Annotated in this window: 13 protein-coding genes; 3 read left to right on the top strand and 10 right to left on the bottom strand. The window is 68.3% G+C overall.

Features of this window, described 5'->3' with window-relative positions:
* Positions 1 to 39: 39 nt before the first annotated feature.
* The 3 genes from ACSQ3D_RS04750 to ACSQ3D_RS04740 all read right to left on the bottom strand — a co-directional run bounded on the left by ACSQ3D_RS04750 (position 40) and on the right by ACSQ3D_RS04740 (position 4,299).
* A complete protein-coding gene (locus ACSQ3D_RS04750; RefSeq protein ID WP_436126078.1) occupies positions 40 to 993 on the bottom strand; it encodes a sugar ABC transporter substrate-binding protein in 954 nt (317 codons plus the stop codon).
* Between the two features lie 716 nt (positions 994 to 1,709).
* Positions 1,710 to 3,392, bottom strand: coding sequence for an AMP-binding protein (locus ACSQ3D_RS04745; RefSeq protein ID WP_396506083.1), 1,683 nt, complete (start codon positions 3,390 to 3,392; stop codon positions 1,710 to 1,712).
* 118 nt (positions 3,393 to 3,510) lie between these two features.
* Positions 3,511 to 4,299, bottom strand: coding sequence for an FFLEELY motif protein (locus ACSQ3D_RS04740; RefSeq protein WP_436126184.1), 789 nt, complete (start codon positions 4,297 to 4,299; stop codon positions 3,511 to 3,513).
* Positions 4,300 to 4,434: 135 nt separating this feature from the next.
* On the opposite strand from ACSQ3D_RS04740, the gene ACSQ3D_RS04735 reads away from it, so the two are divergent.
* Positions 4,435 to 5,331 carry an esterase/lipase family protein gene (locus ACSQ3D_RS04735; RefSeq protein WP_436126077.1) on the top strand — a complete coding sequence of 299 codons (897 nt, stop codon included), beginning with the start codon at positions 4,435 to 4,437 and terminating at the stop codon, positions 5,329 to 5,331.
* Positions 5,332 to 5,454: 123 nt separating this feature from the next.
* Here the strand turns inward: ACSQ3D_RS04735 and ACSQ3D_RS04730 are convergent, their stop codons facing one another.
* Both ACSQ3D_RS04730 and ACSQ3D_RS04725 read right to left on the bottom strand, forming a co-directional pair.
* The gene (locus ACSQ3D_RS04730) at positions 5,455 to 6,453 is read right to left on the bottom strand and encodes a helix-turn-helix domain-containing protein (protein WP_436126076.1); all 999 of its coding nucleotides are present in this window, start codon (positions 6,451 to 6,453) and stop codon (positions 5,455 to 5,457) included.
* A 399-nt stretch (positions 6,454 to 6,852) separates the two neighbouring features.
* Positions 6,853 to 8,442 (bottom strand): gamma-glutamyltransferase family protein, encoded by a 1,590-nt coding sequence (locus ACSQ3D_RS04725; RefSeq protein WP_436126075.1) that lies wholly within the window; start codon positions 8,440 to 8,442, stop codon positions 6,853 to 6,855.
* A gap of 231 nt (positions 8,443 to 8,673) precedes the next feature.
* Here ACSQ3D_RS04725 and ACSQ3D_RS04720 point away from each other — a divergent pair, with 231 nt between their 5' ends.
* Positions 8,674 to 9,657: a tripartite tricarboxylate transporter substrate-binding protein gene (locus ACSQ3D_RS04720; protein ID WP_436126074.1), complete on the top strand. Its 984-nt coding sequence runs from the start codon at positions 8,674 to 8,676 to the stop codon at positions 9,655 to 9,657.
* Positions 9,658 to 9,839: 182 nt separating this feature from the next.
* Here ACSQ3D_RS04720 and phhA read toward each other — a convergent pair whose 3' ends face one another.
* From phhA to ACSQ3D_RS04695, 5 genes are all read right to left on the bottom strand, one after another.
* Positions 9,840 to 10,679, bottom strand: coding sequence for a phenylalanine 4-monooxygenase (gene phhA / locus ACSQ3D_RS04715; RefSeq protein ID WP_436126073.1), 840 nt, complete (start codon positions 10,677 to 10,679; stop codon positions 9,840 to 9,842).
* Positions 10,680 to 10,743: 64 nt separating this feature from the next.
* A complete protein-coding gene (locus ACSQ3D_RS04710) occupies positions 10,744 to 11,721 on the bottom strand; it encodes a Bug family tripartite tricarboxylate transporter substrate binding protein (RefSeq protein ID WP_436126072.1) in 978 nt (325 codons plus the stop codon).
* 74 nt (positions 11,722 to 11,795) lie between these two features.
* Entirely contained in the window at positions 11,796 to 12,908 is a 1,113-nt protein-coding gene (gene hppD, locus ACSQ3D_RS04705) for a 4-hydroxyphenylpyruvate dioxygenase (RefSeq protein ID WP_436126071.1), read from the bottom strand.
* Positions 12,909 to 13,089: 181 nt separating this feature from the next.
* A complete protein-coding gene (locus ACSQ3D_RS04700; RefSeq protein ID WP_436126070.1) occupies positions 13,090 to 14,088 on the bottom strand; it encodes a lipase secretion chaperone in 999 nt (332 codons plus the stop codon).
* Positions 14,089 to 14,091: 3 nt separating this feature from the next.
* Positions 14,092 to 15,030 (bottom strand): lipase family alpha/beta hydrolase, encoded by a 939-nt coding sequence (locus ACSQ3D_RS04695; protein WP_436126069.1) that lies wholly within the window; start codon positions 15,028 to 15,030, stop codon positions 14,092 to 14,094.
* Between the two features lie 164 nt (positions 15,031 to 15,194).
* Between ACSQ3D_RS04695 and ACSQ3D_RS04690 the strand changes: the two genes are divergently transcribed.
* Positions 15,195 to 15,677, top strand: a complete 483-nt coding sequence (locus tag ACSQ3D_RS04690; protein WP_056166892.1) for an Lrp/AsnC family transcriptional regulator — start codon at positions 15,195 to 15,197, stop codon at positions 15,675 to 15,677.
* The last annotated feature ends 30 nt before the right edge of the window (positions 15,678 to 15,707 follow it).

Raw genomic sequence — 15,707 nt, 5'->3', positions numbered from 1 at the left:
CGGCAACGACGCCAGAAGAGTTTTGTTCACCGCTCCGGGTTACTTGCTGCCCTTGGTGACCAGCACCACGTCGGTCTTCACCGCGGCAGGCAGCTGGTTCTGCGGCGTCTTGGCGGCCAGGGCCTTCTGGGCCAGCTCGATGCCGAACACGGCCTGCTTGGCGGCGTACTGGTCCGCGGTGGCCAGCACGCGGCCGTCGGCCAGCATGGGCTTGATGGCGTTGATGTTGTCGTAGCCCACCACCTGCACCTTGCCGGTCTTGCCTGCGGCCTTCACGGCGGCCACGGCGCCCAGCGCCATGCTGTCGTTGCCGGCCAGCAGGGCCACGAGGTCAGGGTGCTCGCGCATCATGCCGGCGGCCACGGTGTTGCCTTTTTCGATCTCCCAGTTGCCGGACTGCACGCCCACCACGGTGATGTTGGCGGCCTTCATCGCGTCCTGGTAGCCCAGGGTGCGCTGCTGCGCATTGAAAGTGGTGGACACGCCTTCGATGATGCCCACCTTGTCGCCCGCCTTCAGGCTCTTGGCCAGGTGGTCGCCCACGAGCTTGGCGCCCGCGCGGTTGTCCGGGCCCACGAAGGGCACGGTGATGTTCTTTTCCTTCAGCGCATCGGCATCGAGCTGGTTGTCGATGTTGATCACGATCACGCCCTTGTCGATGGCGGCCTTGACGGCGGGCACCAGGGCCTTGGAATCGGCCGGGGCGATCACGATGGCGCTGGCCTTTTGGGCCACGGCCTGCTCGACCATCTTGATCTGGGCGGCGGTGTCGGTCTCGTTCTTGATGCCGTTGGCCACCAGCGTGTATTCGCTGGCGTGCGCCTTCTGGTGCGCCTTGGCGCCGTCTTCCATGGTGCGGAAGAACTCGTTGGCCAGCGATTTCATGACCAGGGCGATCTTGGGCTTGTCCTGCGCCAGTGCGGGGCTGGCGAGCATGCCACCCAGCACGGCAAGGGCGGCGGCGGTCTGAACGGAACGGCGGGTGAAGTGCATGGTGTCTCCTGTTGGAATGGTGGTCAGGGCGTCAAGAACGAACAAACGGAACAAACAAAACCGACAACGGCGCGGGGGATGCAAGCCGAACCCCGCAGGGCCAGGCACGGCATTTCCAGGTGCGCGCGACCCATGGACAACAGCCAAGGATAAGCGCCCGATCGCCTTGTGGCCCGCGGATCATAACGAAAGCAAACGTTTGCGCAAACGTTTGCTAGTCGGTGAAAACCCGAAGATGTGGGGAATTCAGGGCGTGTCGGATTCGAGCGAGGGAGGCTGGTGGGGTATGGGCGGATGTGCCTACCCACCCGTTCGGGCTGAGTCCTTCGACAGGCTCAGGACAGGCTTGCCGAAGCTTTGCGCGGCGTTTCGACAGCCTCCACGTAAACGGTTTTGGGGTATCCGCTAGCAGCTGGCGAGAAGAGGCCTAACGGATCAGCATTCGCCCAGTCCAAACCGTTCGGGCTGAGCCTGTCGAAGCCTCGCGCGGCGCTTCGACAGGCTCAGCGTGAACGGGTCGGGGGTGTGCAACAGTTGACTCCTAGAAGATGCCGCGCGTATCAGCGCTCGTTCACTCCAAGCCGTTCGGGCTGAGCTTGTCGAAGCCTTGCGTGGCGCTTCGACAAGCTCAGCCCGAATGGTGTGGTGTGGGGAGTGAAGCAGGGAACCATGCCAGCAGCTGCGCCCGCGTGCAGCTGCTGGGTTTGATACGCGCCCTACGCCTTGCGCAGTTCGCGCCGCAGGATCTTGCCCACGTTGCTCTTGGGCAGCTCGTCGCGAAACTCGATGTACTTGGGCCGCTTGTAGCCCGTCAGGTTCTCCTGGCAGAAGCGGGCCACGTCCTCTTCGCTCAGCGTGGGGTCGTTCTTGATGATGAACACCTTGATCGCCTCGCCCTGCTTCTCGTCCGGGATGCCGATGGCCGCGCATTCCACCACGCCGGGGCACAGGCTGATGACCTGCTCCAGCTCGTTGGGGAACACGTTGAAGCCGCTCACCAGGATCATGTCCTTCTTGCGGTCGATGATGCGGGTGTAGCCCTCGGCGTCCATCACGCCGATGTCGCCCGTGCGCATGAAGCCGTCGGCGGTGAAGGCCTTGGCGTTCTCTTCGGGCTGGTTGTAGTAGCCCGTCATCACGTTGGGGCCGCGGATGCAGATCTCGCCCGGGTCGCCCTGGGGCACGCTGTTGCCAGCATCGTCCTTGATGGCGATGTCGATGCCCGGCAGCGGCAGGCCGATGGTGCCGCTGAAGGACGTGTTGTTCACCGGGTTGTTGGTGCCGATGGCGCAGGTCTCGCTCATGCCCCAGCCTTCGATCATGGTGCTGCCGGTCACCTTCTGCCACTGCTTGGCCGTGCCTTCGCTGGCGGCCATGCCGCCGGCCTGCGACACGCACAGGTGCGAGAAGTCGAGCGTCTTGAACTGCGGGTTTTGCAGCAATGCGTTGAACAAGGTGTTCACCGCGGGCAGCATGTGGAAGGGGCGCTTTTTCAGCTCGGCCACGAACTTGGGGATGTCGCGCGGGTTCGGGATCAGCGTGAGGCTGGAGCCCTGGCGGATGGCCAGCAGGCACAGCGTGAGCGCGAAGATGTGGTACAGCGGCAGCGCGGCGATGCTGTTGGCCTTGCTCACGTCACCGATCCTGGACAGTGCCGGCGTGAACCAGGCCTCGGCCTGCAGCGTGGCGGCCACGATGTTGCGGTGGGTGAGCACCGCGCCCTTGGACAGGCCGGTGGTGCCGCCCGTGTACTGCAGGAAGGCGATGGAGTCGAGCGTGGCCTGGCTGGGCGCGAGCGACTTGTGCTCGCCCAGCGACAGCGCCTTCTTGAAGGGCACGACCTTGCGGCCGTTGGTCAGCGGCAGCTCGTAGGCGGGCACCATCTTGGCCAGGTGGCGCACGGCGAAGGTGATCCAGGTGCCGAAGGCTGCGCCCAGCAGGTCGCCCATGGCGGTCATCACCACGTGCTGCACGGCGGTGCGGTCGACCACCTCGGCCAGCGTGTGTGCGAAGTTCTCCAGGATCACGATGGCGGTGGCGCCCGAGTCCTTGAGCTGGTGCTCCAGCTCGCGCGCGGTGTACAGCGGGTTCACGTTCACGCAGGTGTAGCCTGCGCGCAGCACGGCCGCCATGGTCACGCCGAACTGCGGCAGGTTGGGCAGCATGATGGCCACGCGCGCACCGGGCGCCAGGCCCAGGCTCTGCAGGTAGGCGCCCAGGGCGGCCGAGCGGCGCTCCAGCTCGCCATACGTCATCCAGCGGTCCATGCAGACCGAAAACGGGCTCGATGCGTGCTTGCGGAAGGACTCTTCCAGCAGGTGGGCGACAGAGCGGTATTGCTCGGGCTTGACGTCGTGCGGTACGCCTGGGGGGTAGCTCTTGAGCCAGATCTTTTCCATGCGCTTGGTTCCTTCTTCTGCGTGCTGCTTGCGTGTCGGCTTGTGCAGCTTGTGTGCTTGCGTGACCCACCGGCCAGGCGGTGGCTGCGAAGATTGTGAAAGCGCGAGGAGCAACCAGCTACCGGGCTTGTCCTAGGGTGCGGGCCAGTTGGGTCTCGCAGGTGACACGGTTGGCATCGAAGAGCTCCGCCATCAGCGCACGCTCGCGCGCCTCGATGGTGGCCAGGAACTGCTCGACCCCGCCGCGCTGGCGCGCCAGCTGGCCGAAGGTGTCGAAGCCCGCCTCCAGAAACTGCTGCAGATCGCCCATGCCCGCCGCGTGGGCCGGGGCGCGCATCATGCGCAGCATCATGCGCAGGCCGGGCGTGCGCGTGAGGCGTGCCAGGTCGGTGCCCATGGCCAGCACGCGCTGCAGCTGCTGCTCGCGCGCGGCGCGGTCGCCCACCGCGCGCCAGGCGGCCACGTAGCGGGCGGCGTCGGTGGTGTCGTTGCGTGCGGTGGTGGTTGCCGGGCCGGTGATGGCATCGGCCGTGCCGCCGGCTGCGGCGGGCCACGCGAGGCCCATCGCGTGGTCCAGTGCTTCGGTCTGCGCGTGCAGCACAGCCAGGGCCACGGCCGTGGCCACCACCGCCGCCGGGAACATGGTCTGCAGCGTGCCTGCGATGCGGCTGAATTGCTGGTCGCGGGCGGTGTAGTCGGAGTCGCTGTACAGCTCCTCCAGAAAGAATTTCGCGGCGGGGCCGAACGACGGCGACGCCATCAGGTCGGCATACGTGCCCCGGAACCGCCGGGCCTGCAGCGTCTTGACCTGGCCCACCGCCGCGCCGAGCCCCGGGTCGCCCGTGCGGTGCTGCCGCAGGGCGGTGACATCGGCAATGCGCTCTCGGATGGTCTGGGCTGCGTCCATGGTGGTCATGAAAGTAGGGCCGTTGTTGGGGTGGCACCGCTGCCGCCGCACGCCCTGCACCCTGTCGGCCAGGCCGCACAATGCGGTGAACGAGTCGCTCACCATTACACCATCCCTCTCCCCCGCACCGACACCATGATTGCGCGCTGGCAACGAGTCTTGATCCTTTTCATCCTTGCGGCCATGGCGGCCTGGCTGGCCTGGCGGTGGCCCCGTTCGCCCCAGGTGGCCATCGTGGGCGCACTCGTCCCGCTGGCGGTGTACCTGCTGGTGATGGCCGTCGAGTTCGTGCTGATGCACATTACCAACCGCACCGACGCGGCGCCGCGTGCGCGGCTGGCCCAGGTGGTGGCAGCCTGGTGGGCCGAGGTGTGCGTGGCGCTCGCGCTCTTCGGCTGGCGCCAGCCGTTTCGCCACCAGTCGCTGCCCGACTGGCTGCCGGCCCAGCCCACGGGCCGGCGCGGCGTGGTGCTGGTCCACGGGTTCATGTGCAACCGGGGGCTGTGGCTGCCGTGGTTCGCGCACCTGAAGGCGCGCGGTCATGCGTACGTGGCCGTCAATCTGGAGCCGGTGATGGGCTCCATCGACGAGTACGCCAACACCATCGACGACGCCGTGGCGCGCGTGGCCGCAGCGGCGGGGCAGGCCCCCGTGCTGGTGTGCCACAGCATGGGCGGGCTGGCCGCGCGGGCGTGGCTGCGGGCGCACCAGGCCGATGGGAGGGTGCGCCGCGTGCTGACGCTGGGCACGCCGCACGGCGGGACGTGGCTGGGGCGGTTCAGCCGGGCGGTGAATGGGCGGCAGATGAGCCTGGCGGGGGAGTGGGTGGGGGCGCTGCAGAAAGCGGAGCCTGCGGGGCGCGCGGCCTTGTTCACCTGCTGGTATTCGAACTGCGACAACATCGTGTTTCCGGCCACCACGGCGAGCCTGCCGGGGGCCGACAACCGGTTCGTGGAGGGGGTGGCGCATGTGCAGATGGCGTTTCACCCCGGCGTGATGGCGGAGTGCCTGGATGAGGTGGGGCGGGACTGAACGGGGGGCGCAGGCCGCACCGGTTGCACCGGCCGTTCGGACCAGGCTGTCGAGCCCAGGTACCTCGGTACTCAGGGCCGTGCGCAGGCCAGCCAGGGCCCGCATCCGCCGGCCGGTGGGGCGTCAGGCCCTGCGCAGCGTCTGCGAAGGCAGTTCTGCAAACAGGCGCTTGTAGTCGGCAGAAAACTGCCCGAGGTGCCAGAACCCCCACAGGGCTGCCACGTCCTGCACGCCCGCATGCGGGTCGCGCCGCGACTGGAGTTGGCGCCGCACGCCATTGAGGCGCAAGACCCGCAGATAGCGGGCGGGGCTCATGCCCAGGATGTCCTGAAAGCAGTAGTGGAGCTTGCGGTGGCTGGCACCCACGTGGCGGCACACCTCCAGCAGCGACGGCGGCTGATCCACGCGGGCCAGCATCATCTCCCGCGCACGGTGCACCACGCGCCGGCGCTGGGCGATGGACTTCAGGTGCGAGGTGTCGGTGTCGAGCGGCAGGGCGTCCAGAAAAGCCAGCAGCATGTCGTCCCGCACGCGTGACATGGCGGCTTCGCCCTGCCAGTGGCGGGCCTGGGGCCGATCGGCCTGCAGGAACACGCGGTTCAGGTGCGCGCGCAGATCGCCGGCGACCTGGGGCCCCACGTCGACCACCACCTGTTGCGCCAGCCACGGCGCCAGCGGCCGGTGGTAGATGCCCTGGGAGATGGTGTGGACCAGATCGCAGTCCACCGACAAGGCGCCGATCTGCGACGCACGGGTGTTGCACAGGTCCAGGTCGTCACCCCGCCCCACCAGCAGCGAGGTGGCGCCCAGGCGCTGACCGTTGCAGATGGCCTCGCCCTCGGGCTGCAGCACCAGCGCGAAGCCATACATGTCCCGGCCGATCTCGCCCTGCTGGCGGACCGACCGGTTCATGGTTTCCTTGACCATGTAGGCGCCGGGCAGGTGAATCTGCTCCACGCGGCCATGGAATGCACCGCCGGACAATTGCTCGTACTGCAATGCCCACTCCGGCAGCGAACCCGCATGCTCTTGCACATCCGCCGTGTCCGCGCAGCCATGCCATGCGGCGCGCGGCATGGTGCCATCGGGGGCGCAACGGTCTTTGACAACGGTACGGACCACCATCGGACTCCTGAAAAGGGTCGCCTGCACACAGGCACTGCCGCCTGAAATGTCAGGCAAGCCGGGACAAGAAGCTCTTCACGCAAACCCTGAGGGTCCTCTGCGTGAATCATCGCGCCGGGTGCAACTGCGGTCCCGGGCGGCCTGCGGCGTTGCCCGTACCCGCAACAGCAGCGCACACTTGGCGGCTCGGTGCGTGCAGAGGATCCCGGGGGCCTGTCGGCCCACCGGATGCCGAGGCGGGCCCCCGGGGCTGCGCAAGCCGGATGCACGGGCCGTGCCAGCCGGCCCGTGCCGCATCCCGGTGCGCGGCAAGCTCGCCCCACCCGAGCCGCTCGGTGAACGGCGGAAATCCACGCACTGCGCACCACGGTGGAGCATCCGGGCCATCCGCGCCCTTCAGTAGCCCACGGCCTGGCCATCGCGGCGCCCGTCGGAGGCTGCGACGTAGTAGCCCTCCTGTGCGCGCTGCACGATCTGGGCCGCGCCGAAGTCCAGGTGCCCCGTGGGCAGCGTCTGCACCGCGTGCCCCCGCTCCTGCAGGCCTTGCGCCACCTCCGACGGCATGTGCGCTTCCAGCTTCACGGCATGGTCCAGCGGCGAGACCATGAAGCGCGGCGCATCGTTCATGGCCTGGGGTGCCTGCCCGAAGTCGGCCAGGCGCGACAGCATCTGCACATGGCCCTGGGCCTGCATGAACCCGCCCATCACGCCGAAAGCCATCAGCGCGTCGCCCGCGGCATCGGTGACGAAGCCCGGGATGATGGTGTGCAGGGGCCGCTTGCCGGGCGCCACCTGGTTGGGGTGCCCCGGCTCCAGGCTGAAGTTCCAGCCCCGGTTGTGCAGCGCGATGCCGGTGCCCGGCACCACCACCCCCGAGCCGAAGGCAAAGTAGTTGGACTGGATCAGCGAAACCATCATGCCGTCGGCATCCGCGGCGGCGAGATAGACCGTGCCTGCGGCCCTCGGCGCGCCGGGCGCGGGCGCCTGGGCCCGGCGCGGGTCGATCAACCGGGCGCGGCGTGCCAGGTAGTCCGGGTCCAGCAGCTGCGCCGTGGTGCATTGCATGTGCGCAGGGTCGGCCACGTGCGCGTGCAGGTCGGCGAAGGCAAGCTTCATCGCCTCGATCTGAAAGTGCGCCGCCGCAGCGGTGTCCAGGCCCGCTCCCCGCACATCGAAGTGCTCGAGCATTCCCAGCGCCATCAGCGCGGCGATGCCTTGCCCATTGGGCGGAATTTCGTGCAAGGTGAGCCCGCGGTAGCGCTGCGTGACCGGGGTCACCCACTGCGGCTGGTGGGCCGCCAGGTCGGCATCGGTCAGCGCACCGCCTGTGGCCTGCGCATGCGCTGCAATGCGCTCGGCCAGCGCTCCCCGGTAGAACGACTCTCCGCCCGTGGCCGCGATGTCGGCCAGCGTCCGGGCCTGGTCGGGAAAGCGCCACCACGCCCCCGCCGCTGGAGCGCGCCCCTCGCGCAGGAAGGCGGCGTCGAACCCCGGCTGCCCACGCACCAGCTCGGCCAGCTGGGGCCAGACCGACGCGATGAAGGGCGACACCGCGAACCCGTTGTCCGCGTAGCCGATGGCGCTGTCGAACAGCCGCGCGAACGGCAGGCGTCCGAACCGGTCCGACAGCGCGCGCCAGCCCGACACCTGGCCCGGCACGGTGACGGCGTCCCAGCCGGTGCGCGGCATCTGCGACTGGCCGGCGAATCGCTCCGGCCGCCATGCGGCCGGGGCTGCTCCGGTCGCGTTCAGGCCGTGCAGTTCGCCCTGGTGCCACACCAGCGCATACAGGTCACCACCGATGCCATTCATGATCGGCTCCACCACGGTGAGGGTGATGGCGGCGGCGAGGGCCGCGTCCACGGCATTGCCTCCTGCCTGCAGCATCCGCAGCCCGGCCTGGGCGGCCAGGGGCTGTGTGGTGGTGACGGTGTTGCGCGCCAGGGTGGGCGTGCGGTGCGAGGCATAGGGGGATGTCGAGTGCATGGCAGTGGCGGCGGCGACGCAATGGGTGGCGCAGGCGAAGGGGGCAAAACCTCAGCGTAGCCCCGCACCCGGGCCGCCGCAAGCGCGCGCGCAGGGGTTCTGCGCACTCGCAACAGGCCACCCCACATTTGCCGGATTTCGATAACGGGGTGTCCGCCGCAGGGATAACCTGGGGCTCGATGGCGCGGCCGCCCGGCGCGCAGTTCCACCCCCACCGTGAAGGACATTGCCATGCCAGATTCCGTCTCCGTCCGCTGCCTGCGCCGCTCCTGGGCGATCGCGCTGGCTGCGGTGTGTGCCATGTCGCCCGCACTGGCGCAGCCCACCGACGCGCCCGCCCGCATCGTGGTCGGCTTTCCTGCGGGCGGATCGGCCGACGCCGTGGCGCGGTTGCTCACCGAGAAGCTGTCGGTTCAGCTGGGCCGGCCGGTCATCGTCGACAACCGGCCGGGCGCGGGCGGGCGGATTGCCGCGGCGGCGCTCAAGTCGGCACCGAGCGATGGGAGCGTGGTGATGCTCGCGCCCGAGGCGCTCACGGTCACCAATCCGCTGGTCTTTCGCAAGCTCGCGTATGCGGTGTCGGACCTCGCGCCCATCTCCATGGTGGCGGAGTTTCCGTATGTGCTGGCGGCCGGCAGCGTGGCCGGTGCCAAGACCTTGCCCGACTTCGTGAAGTGGGCCCGGCAGTCACCCGAGCGCGCCAGCTTCGGATCGCCCGCGGCCGGCAGCCCGCTGCATTTCTTCGGCTTGCTGGTGGGGCAGGTCACGCAGTTGCCGATGGTGCACGTGCCTTTTCAGGGCGGCGCTCCCCTGGTCACCGCCATGGCGGGCGGCCATGTTCCGGCGGGCATCAACACCCTGGGCGACATGCTGGAGATGCACCGCAGCGGCAAGGTCCAGGTGCTGGCCGTGTCCGGCCGCGACAGGGCGCCCCTGCTGCCGGACGTGCCGACCTTTGCCGAGAGCGGCTACCCGGGCACGCAGGTCAGGGGCTGGTACGGCCTGTATGCCCCCGCCGCCACACCGCCAGCGGCGATTGCGCAGTGGAACACGGCGTTGCGCAAGGTGCTGGCGGAGCGTGACGTGTACGCACGGCTGATGGCCATCGGCCTGCAGCCCAGGCCCGGCTCACCGGCTGAGCTGCGCGCCGCCCAGGCCGCGGGGCTGGCGGTATGGGCGCCGGTGGTGAAGGCGTCTGGCTTCTATCTGGACTGAGGCCCTGCAAAGACAGCTTCGCGGCATCAGCCGTGCCGCCTGCACCGCGGCCATCGATCGAACGCGTGGGGCCGCGGCGGTGCCATGCATGCCCCGGTGCGGGTGTGTGGAACCACGACGATGGCCCGCCCACCATGGGCCGCCGACGCGAAGACATGCCCTGGCTATGGAGAGGCTCCGGGTCAGGCGGGCACGGCGTCCCGCTCATCCGCCGCAAATTCCGGCAGGCCCCTGAGCCGCTCGTAGATCGGCGCAAAGTCGGCGGCCGTCATCTCGAACAGCTGCTCGAAACTATCGATCACAAAATACGTCTGCTGGTACGTATCGATCTTGTAGCGCGTGCGCATCGTCCGCTCCAGCGCCAGCGCAATCCGCTGCGGCTCCGGGCTCTGCACCGAATACGCGAGTTCGCCCGACGAGCTCAGGATGCCCGCTCCGTAGGCCCGCAACTGCCCGGCCTCGCGGATCAGCCCGAACTCGATGGTGTACCAGTACAGGCGCGACAGCATCTCGCACGAGCCCAGCCCCTGGGCCTTCAGGCCGCCCTGGCCGTAGCGCTGCACGTAGTCCGCGAACACGGGGTTGAACAGCAGCGGCACATGGCCGAACAGGTCGTGAAAGATGTCGGGCTCGACGATGTACTCGAACTCCTCGGGCTTGCGGATCCAGTCCGTCACCGGGAACTTGCGGTTGGCCAGCAGCGTGAAGAAGGGCACTTCCGGGATCAGGCCCGGCACGCCCACCAGCTCCCAGCCGGTGGCTTTCAACAGGCGCTCGTTGACCTCTTCGAAGCGCGGGATGCGGTCGCTCGCGCCCAGCGAGGGCAGGGCGTCGATGAACGCCTGGCTGGCCAGGCCCGGCAGCAGCGCGCGCTGGCGCTCGTACAGCCGGCGGTAGGTGTCGTGGTCGGCGGCGGTGTAGGCCGCGTAGTCCTGCGGGCAGGTGTAGTCCTCGCTGGCACGCGAGTAGTCGCCGCGGGGTGGGCGGGCGGATTGGCCATAGACGACAGGGGCTTGTCCCATTTTCTGGTACTCCTTGCCGCCCTGACCGCGCGCCGGGGTGGCGCGCACCTGCCCTGGCGGCTGCTTAATCGATCTTGATCTTTGCGGCCCGGATCAGGAACTCGTACTTGCTGTTTTCCGAGCGCACGAACTGGGCGAACGTGTCGAGCGTGAGCTCTTCGGGCGCGATGCCCATCTTCTTGAACTTCTCCTTGCCGGCGGGCGAATGCATGGCCGCCGCAAAGGCGGTGGCATAGCGGCGCGCGTCTGCGTCGGGCAGCGAGGCGGGCGCGAACAGGCCGAACCAGGTGGACACGTTGAAGCCCTGCACGCTGTCGTTGATGCTGTGCACGTCGGGCAGCGCCTCGTTGCGGCTCAGCGTGGTCACACCCAGCGCCAGGAACTTGCCCGACTTGATCTGCGGCAGGGCCGACGCCAGGTTGTCGAACACCAGCAGCACCTGGCCGGACTCCAGCGCCGCGAGCGCGGGCTTGGAGCCCTGGAAGGGCGTGTGGTCCATCTTGGTGTTGGTGAGCGATTCGAACATCTCGGCCGCGATGTGGCCGATGCTGCCGTTGCCGCCCGAGCCGTACTTGAACTGGTTCGGGTTCTTCTTGAGGTACTGCACCAGGTCCGGCGTGGTCTTGATGCCGAGCTTGCTGGCCTGCTCGGCGTTCACCACCAGCACGTTGGGCGTGCGCGCCACCAGCACCAGGGGCTTGAAGTCCTTGATGGGGTTGTACGGAAAGTTCTTGTACAGCCACGGGTTCACCGCGTGGGTGGCCACCGCGCCCATCAGCACCTGGTTGCTGGTCTTGCCGGCCTTGGCGACCTGGTCCGCCCCGGTGTTGCCGCCCGCGCCCGGCTTGTTCTCCACCGTGATGGGGCCCAGCTGGGTCGTGCCTTCGGCCACGATGCGGGCCGAGATGTCGAGCGGGCCGCCCGCAGGGTAGGGGACCACGATGGTGAGCGGGGCGGCGGGGTTTTGTGCCAGGGCGGGCATGGCTGCTGCTGCAGCAGCAGCCAGGACGATGCTGGACAGCCAGAGAGTACGGAGCGACATCGGGATCCTTTTGAGTTCCAGGGAGCGCGCAGTATAGGCACCTGCCCAGGGTTAACCCAAGGATGTCTGACGTCTCAGGTGTTCAGCACGCCCCGGCGGATCTGGTCGCGTTCCAGCGATTCGAACAGCGCCTTGAAGTTGCCCTCGCCGAAGCCGTCGCGGTAGTCGCCCTCGCGCTGGATGAACTCGAAGAACACCGGGCCCAGCATGGGCGTGGAGAAGATCTGCAGCAACAGGCGCGGCGTGCCGTCGGCCGTGGTGCCGTCCAGCAGAATGCCGCGCGACTGCAGCTCAGGCACGGGCTGGCCGTGGCCGGGCAGGCGGGTGTCCAGCATTTCGTAGTAGACGTCGTTGGGGGCCGTGGCCAGGCCGACACCGGCCATGCCCAGCTTGTCCACCACGTCCTGCAGGTTGTCGCAGATGAGGGCGATGTGCTGGATGCCTTCACCGTTGAACTGCATCAGGAATTCTTCGATCTGGCCGCCGCCCTGCTTGGACTCTTCGTTCAGCGGGATGCGGATCTTGCCGTCGGGCGCGGTCATGGCCTTGGACGTCAGGCCCGTGTACTCGCCCTGGATGTCGAAGTAGCGGATCTCGCGGAAGTTGAACAGCTTTTCGTAGAAATTGGCCCAGAAGCCCATGCGGCCCCGGTACACGTTGTGCGTGAGGTGGTCGATCAGGTTCAGGCCGTGGCCCACGGGGCGGCGGTCCACGCCTTCGATGAATTCGAAGTCGATGTCGTAGATGGACTTGCCGTCTTCGAACCGGTCGATCAGATACAGCGGCGCACCGCCGATGCCCTTGATGGCGGGCAGGCGCAGCTCCATCGGGCCGGTCGGGATCTCGATGGGCTGGGCGCCCAGCTCCAGCGCGCGGTTGTACGCCTTGTGCGCATCCTTCACGCGAAACGCCAGGCCGCAGGCCGAAGGGCCGTGCTCGGCGCCGAAGTAGGCCGCCTGGCTGTGGGGTTCACGGTTCAGGATGAAGTTGATGCCGTTCTGGCGGTACAGCACCACGTCCTTGGAGCGGTGCTTGGCGATCAGCGTGAAGCCCAGTTTTTCAAACACCGCCTCCAGCACGCCGGGCGTGGGCGAGGTGAACTCGATGAACTCGAAGCCCATCAGCCCCATGGGGTTGTCCCAGGCTTCGAGCTGGGCGGCGGTTTCTTGCGGCAGGGCGGCGTTCATGGGGTGTCTCCGGCATTCGTGGTGGGGTGAATGGCATCGACTGTAGGCGCGCATGGCCTCATGTTTCTGGCGAAATCAAGACGCCGGGGCTCATGATTTGCAGGAATCTTGCGAATGATCAAATATCGGCGCAATGGGGGAGCGCCTTGCGGCACAAAGCCTGGGCGTGGCAGCGTGACGCTCAGGAGCCCGCGGGCGCGGCACCCAGCCTGCGCAGCGCCAGTGCCGCATCCAGGCGCTGCTGCTCTTCGCTGCTGAACAGCTGCTGGCGCAGTTGCTGCGCCGCGGCGCTCTGGTCGCCCTGCTGCGCGCGGGCCTGGCTGTACTGGTCGAGCCGCTGCTGCCAGTGCTGCTCGTCGCGGTCGAGCTGCGCCAGCGCGTGGGCGGCGGCCTCGCCGTACTGGGCGCTGCGGGCCTGGTGGCGCGTGAGGTCGCTCGCGTTCTGCGCATTGAAAGCGGCGGTCTGGGCGGCCGCCGCCATGTGTTCTGTGGAGGCGGCGCGCTCTGCGCGGCGCTCCGGGGGCAGTTCGCTGTCAGCGGCCTGCAGGGCCTGGGCCCGCTGTTCGGGGCTGAGGCCGGTGTTGCGTGCGATCTCCAGGCGCGCCAGGGTGTAGCGGTCCAATGCGGCTTCGCGCGCGAAAAGTGCATCGTATTCAGGGCCGTCGAAGAACTGCAGGCGCACCTTGTCCCGCGCCTGCATGGCATCGCGCAGCGCGCGCGGGTCGGTCAGGTCCTGCGCTGCAGCTGGGCTTTTAAGCTGACCCAGCGCCACGCGGTAGTCCACGTAGCGCTCTGCCAGTGCCAGCGCCCGCGCGGCCAGCGCCGCCGGAAAGTGCCGGCCCACCAAAGCGGCCAGCCGCTGCTTGAGGGCGGCCGGGTCGCTCACGTCGCCGGCTTCCATCAGCAGGGCTTCGAGCGTGTCGCGCAGGCCCTGGACGAGCAGGGGGTCGGACAGGTCCGCGTCCGCCGCAGATCGCCGTGCGCCCACGGCGCTGCCGGGCGCGCCCCCGTCCAGCGCGGCGGCGCCCAGGGCCGCGGCCTGCCGCTCTGCGGCGGGTGGCGCGCCGTGGACTGCCGTGCCGGGTGTACCGGCCTCAGGGTCGGGTTGAATCCACCAGAGCGCAGCCCCGGCCACGGCGGCCAGCACGGCCACCCCTGCGATCACGCGGCTGCGCTGCATGGCTTACAGGCCCTGCGCCTTCAGGCGGTTGGCGTGCTGGCGGTACAGCGTCACCGGGTCGGTGGAGAACCAGTCGCGCAGGCCCACCAGCTGGTTCACCTCGTCCAGGTGGTTCTGGCGGTAGTCGCCCAGGTGCTTGCCCAGGCGCGACGAGCAGGCCGACACCAGGCCGTCGTTGGCTTCGCCGAACACCAGGCTCAGTACGCTGAGCAGGCCGTCGCTGGCGTCGAGCACGTTGGTCAGCGGCTGCGTGCCCGTCCACGAGTAGTAGCGCACGCCGTTGACCAGCTCGGCCCCGCTGCCGCAGCCGCTGGGCAGGCCCTGCGGGAAGCGGCGGTTGAAGCTGGCCAGGCCCGCGGTGGTGAGCGAGTCCAGTGCGGCGGTGGGCATCTGCGGCAGGCCGGAGCCGCCGGAGGTGAGGTTGATCAGGCTGACCAGCGCCTTGGCCGCGGCGTTGGCCACGGTCTCGGACACTGACCCCGCCGGCGCCACGCCGCGCAGGATGTCGGCGACGCGCGAGCCCTTGTTCACGCCCCCGATGGAGGTGACCGAGGCCACCAGCTGCGGCGCCACGCCCGCCACATAGCGCGTGGTGGGCCCGCCATGCGAGTGGCCGACCAGGTTGACCTTGCCCGCGCCCGTGATCGCGAGGATGGTCTTGACCTGCGCCAGCAATTGCTCGCCGCGCACCTCGCTGCTGTTGGCCGCCGAGACCTGGGCCACGTAGACCTTGGCGCCGCCCTGGCGCAGCGCGTCGGGGATGCCGTAGAAGTAGTCGATGCCCAGGGCCGAGTCGAAGCCGAACAGCCCGTGCACCAGCACGATGGGATAGCGCGTCTGCGTGTAGCCGCTTTGTGCGTGCGCACCCGCCCCCAGCAGCAAAAGCCCCGCGGTCGCCGCCAGCACCAGTCGCCGCAGAAAGCGGCTCAAAAATCCTGTCATGTGTTTGTCTCCAGTGATGTGATTTCTTGTATTTGCAAAATAGAACGATCGTTCTTTTTTGCAGGATTCATTCTTCGTGGGAGCGGCTTTTGTCACTATCGGGACATACCCGAGCCCGCAATATGGCGGCCGAAAATCTGCGCAATTTCGTAGAATCCTGCGCCATGAAAGCCTTTGACGCACTCGACAAGCTGGACCGCGCCATCCTGCGCCGTCTGCAGGAAAACGGCCGCGAGACGTATGACGTCATCGGCGAGCAGGTGGGCCTGTCGCCCAGCGCCGTGCTGCGCCGCGTCAAGCGCCTGGAAGACAGCGGCGTGATCGAGCGCTACGTGGCGCTGGTCCCGCCCGAGGCGGTGGGCCTGGGGCTCACGGCGTACCTCAACGTGCGGCTGGAAAAGCACACTGAAAGCCACAAGCGCAACCCGATGGACCTGTTTCGCGCGAGCGTGCAGACCTGGCCCGAGGTGGTGGAGTGCGCGTCGCTCACCGGCGAGATGGACTACCTGCTGCGCGTGGTGGTGGCGGACATGGCGCACTACAGCCGCTTCATCATGGACACGCTGCTCAAGCACCCGAGCGTGCAGGATTGCAAGACGAGCTTCGTGCTCGACCGCGTGAAGGCGACCACCGCAGTGCCTGTCTGAGCCCCGCGCAAGCACCTTCCGAGCCTGTGT

Origin of the sequence: Acidovorax sp. LjRoot117, from assembly GCF_964252695.1 — a bacterium.
GTDB lineage: Bacteria > Pseudomonadota > Gammaproteobacteria > Burkholderiales > Burkholderiaceae_C > Acidovorax.
Note: the sequence above shows the minus strand (reverse complement) of the source record. Positions and strands in the feature narration are given on the sequence as shown.

Bases quoted from the DNA above. Each gene is read 5' to 3' on its own strand.
- ACSQ3D_RS04720 (WP_436126074.1), top strand. From the start codon at position 8,674: ATGCCAGATTCCGTCTCCGTCCGCTGCCTGCGCCGCTCCTGGGCGATC.
- ACSQ3D_RS04745 (WP_396506083.1), bottom strand. From the start codon at position 3,392: ATGGAAAAGATCTGGCTCAAGAGCTACCCCCCAGGCGTACCGCACGAC.
- hppD (WP_436126071.1), bottom strand. From the start codon at position 12,908: ATGAACGCCGCCCTGCCGCAAGAAACCGCCGCCCAGCTCGAAGCCTGG.
- ACSQ3D_RS04725 (WP_436126075.1), bottom strand. From the start codon at position 8,442: ATGCACTCGACATCCCCCTATGCCTCGCACCGCACGCCCACCCTGGCG.
- ACSQ3D_RS04750 (WP_436126078.1), bottom strand. From the start codon at position 993: ATGCACTTCACCCGCCGTTCCGTTCAGACCGCCGCCGCCCTTGCCGTG.
- ACSQ3D_RS04700 (WP_436126070.1), bottom strand. From the start codon at position 14,088: ATGCAGCGCAGCCGCGTGATCGCAGGGGTGGCCGTGCTGGCCGCCGTG.
- ACSQ3D_RS04695 (WP_436126069.1), bottom strand. From the start codon at position 15,030: ATGACAGGATTTTTGAGCCGCTTTCTGCGGCGACTGGTGCTGGCGGCG.
- ACSQ3D_RS04690 (WP_056166892.1), top strand. From the start codon at position 15,195: ATGAAAGCCTTTGACGCACTCGACAAGCTGGACCGCGCCATCCTGCGC.
- ACSQ3D_RS04740 (WP_436126184.1), bottom strand. From the start codon at position 4,299: ATGGACGCAGCCCAGACCATCCGAGAGCGCATTGCCGATGTCACCGCC.
- phhA (WP_436126073.1), bottom strand. From the start codon at position 10,679: ATGGGACAAGCCCCTGTCGTCTATGGCCAATCCGCCCGCCCACCCCGC.
- ACSQ3D_RS04735 (WP_436126077.1), top strand. From the start codon at position 4,435: ATGATTGCGCGCTGGCAACGAGTCTTGATCCTTTTCATCCTTGCGGCC.
- ACSQ3D_RS04710 (WP_436126072.1), bottom strand. From the start codon at position 11,721: ATGTCGCTCCGTACTCTCTGGCTGTCCAGCATCGTCCTGGCTGCTGCT.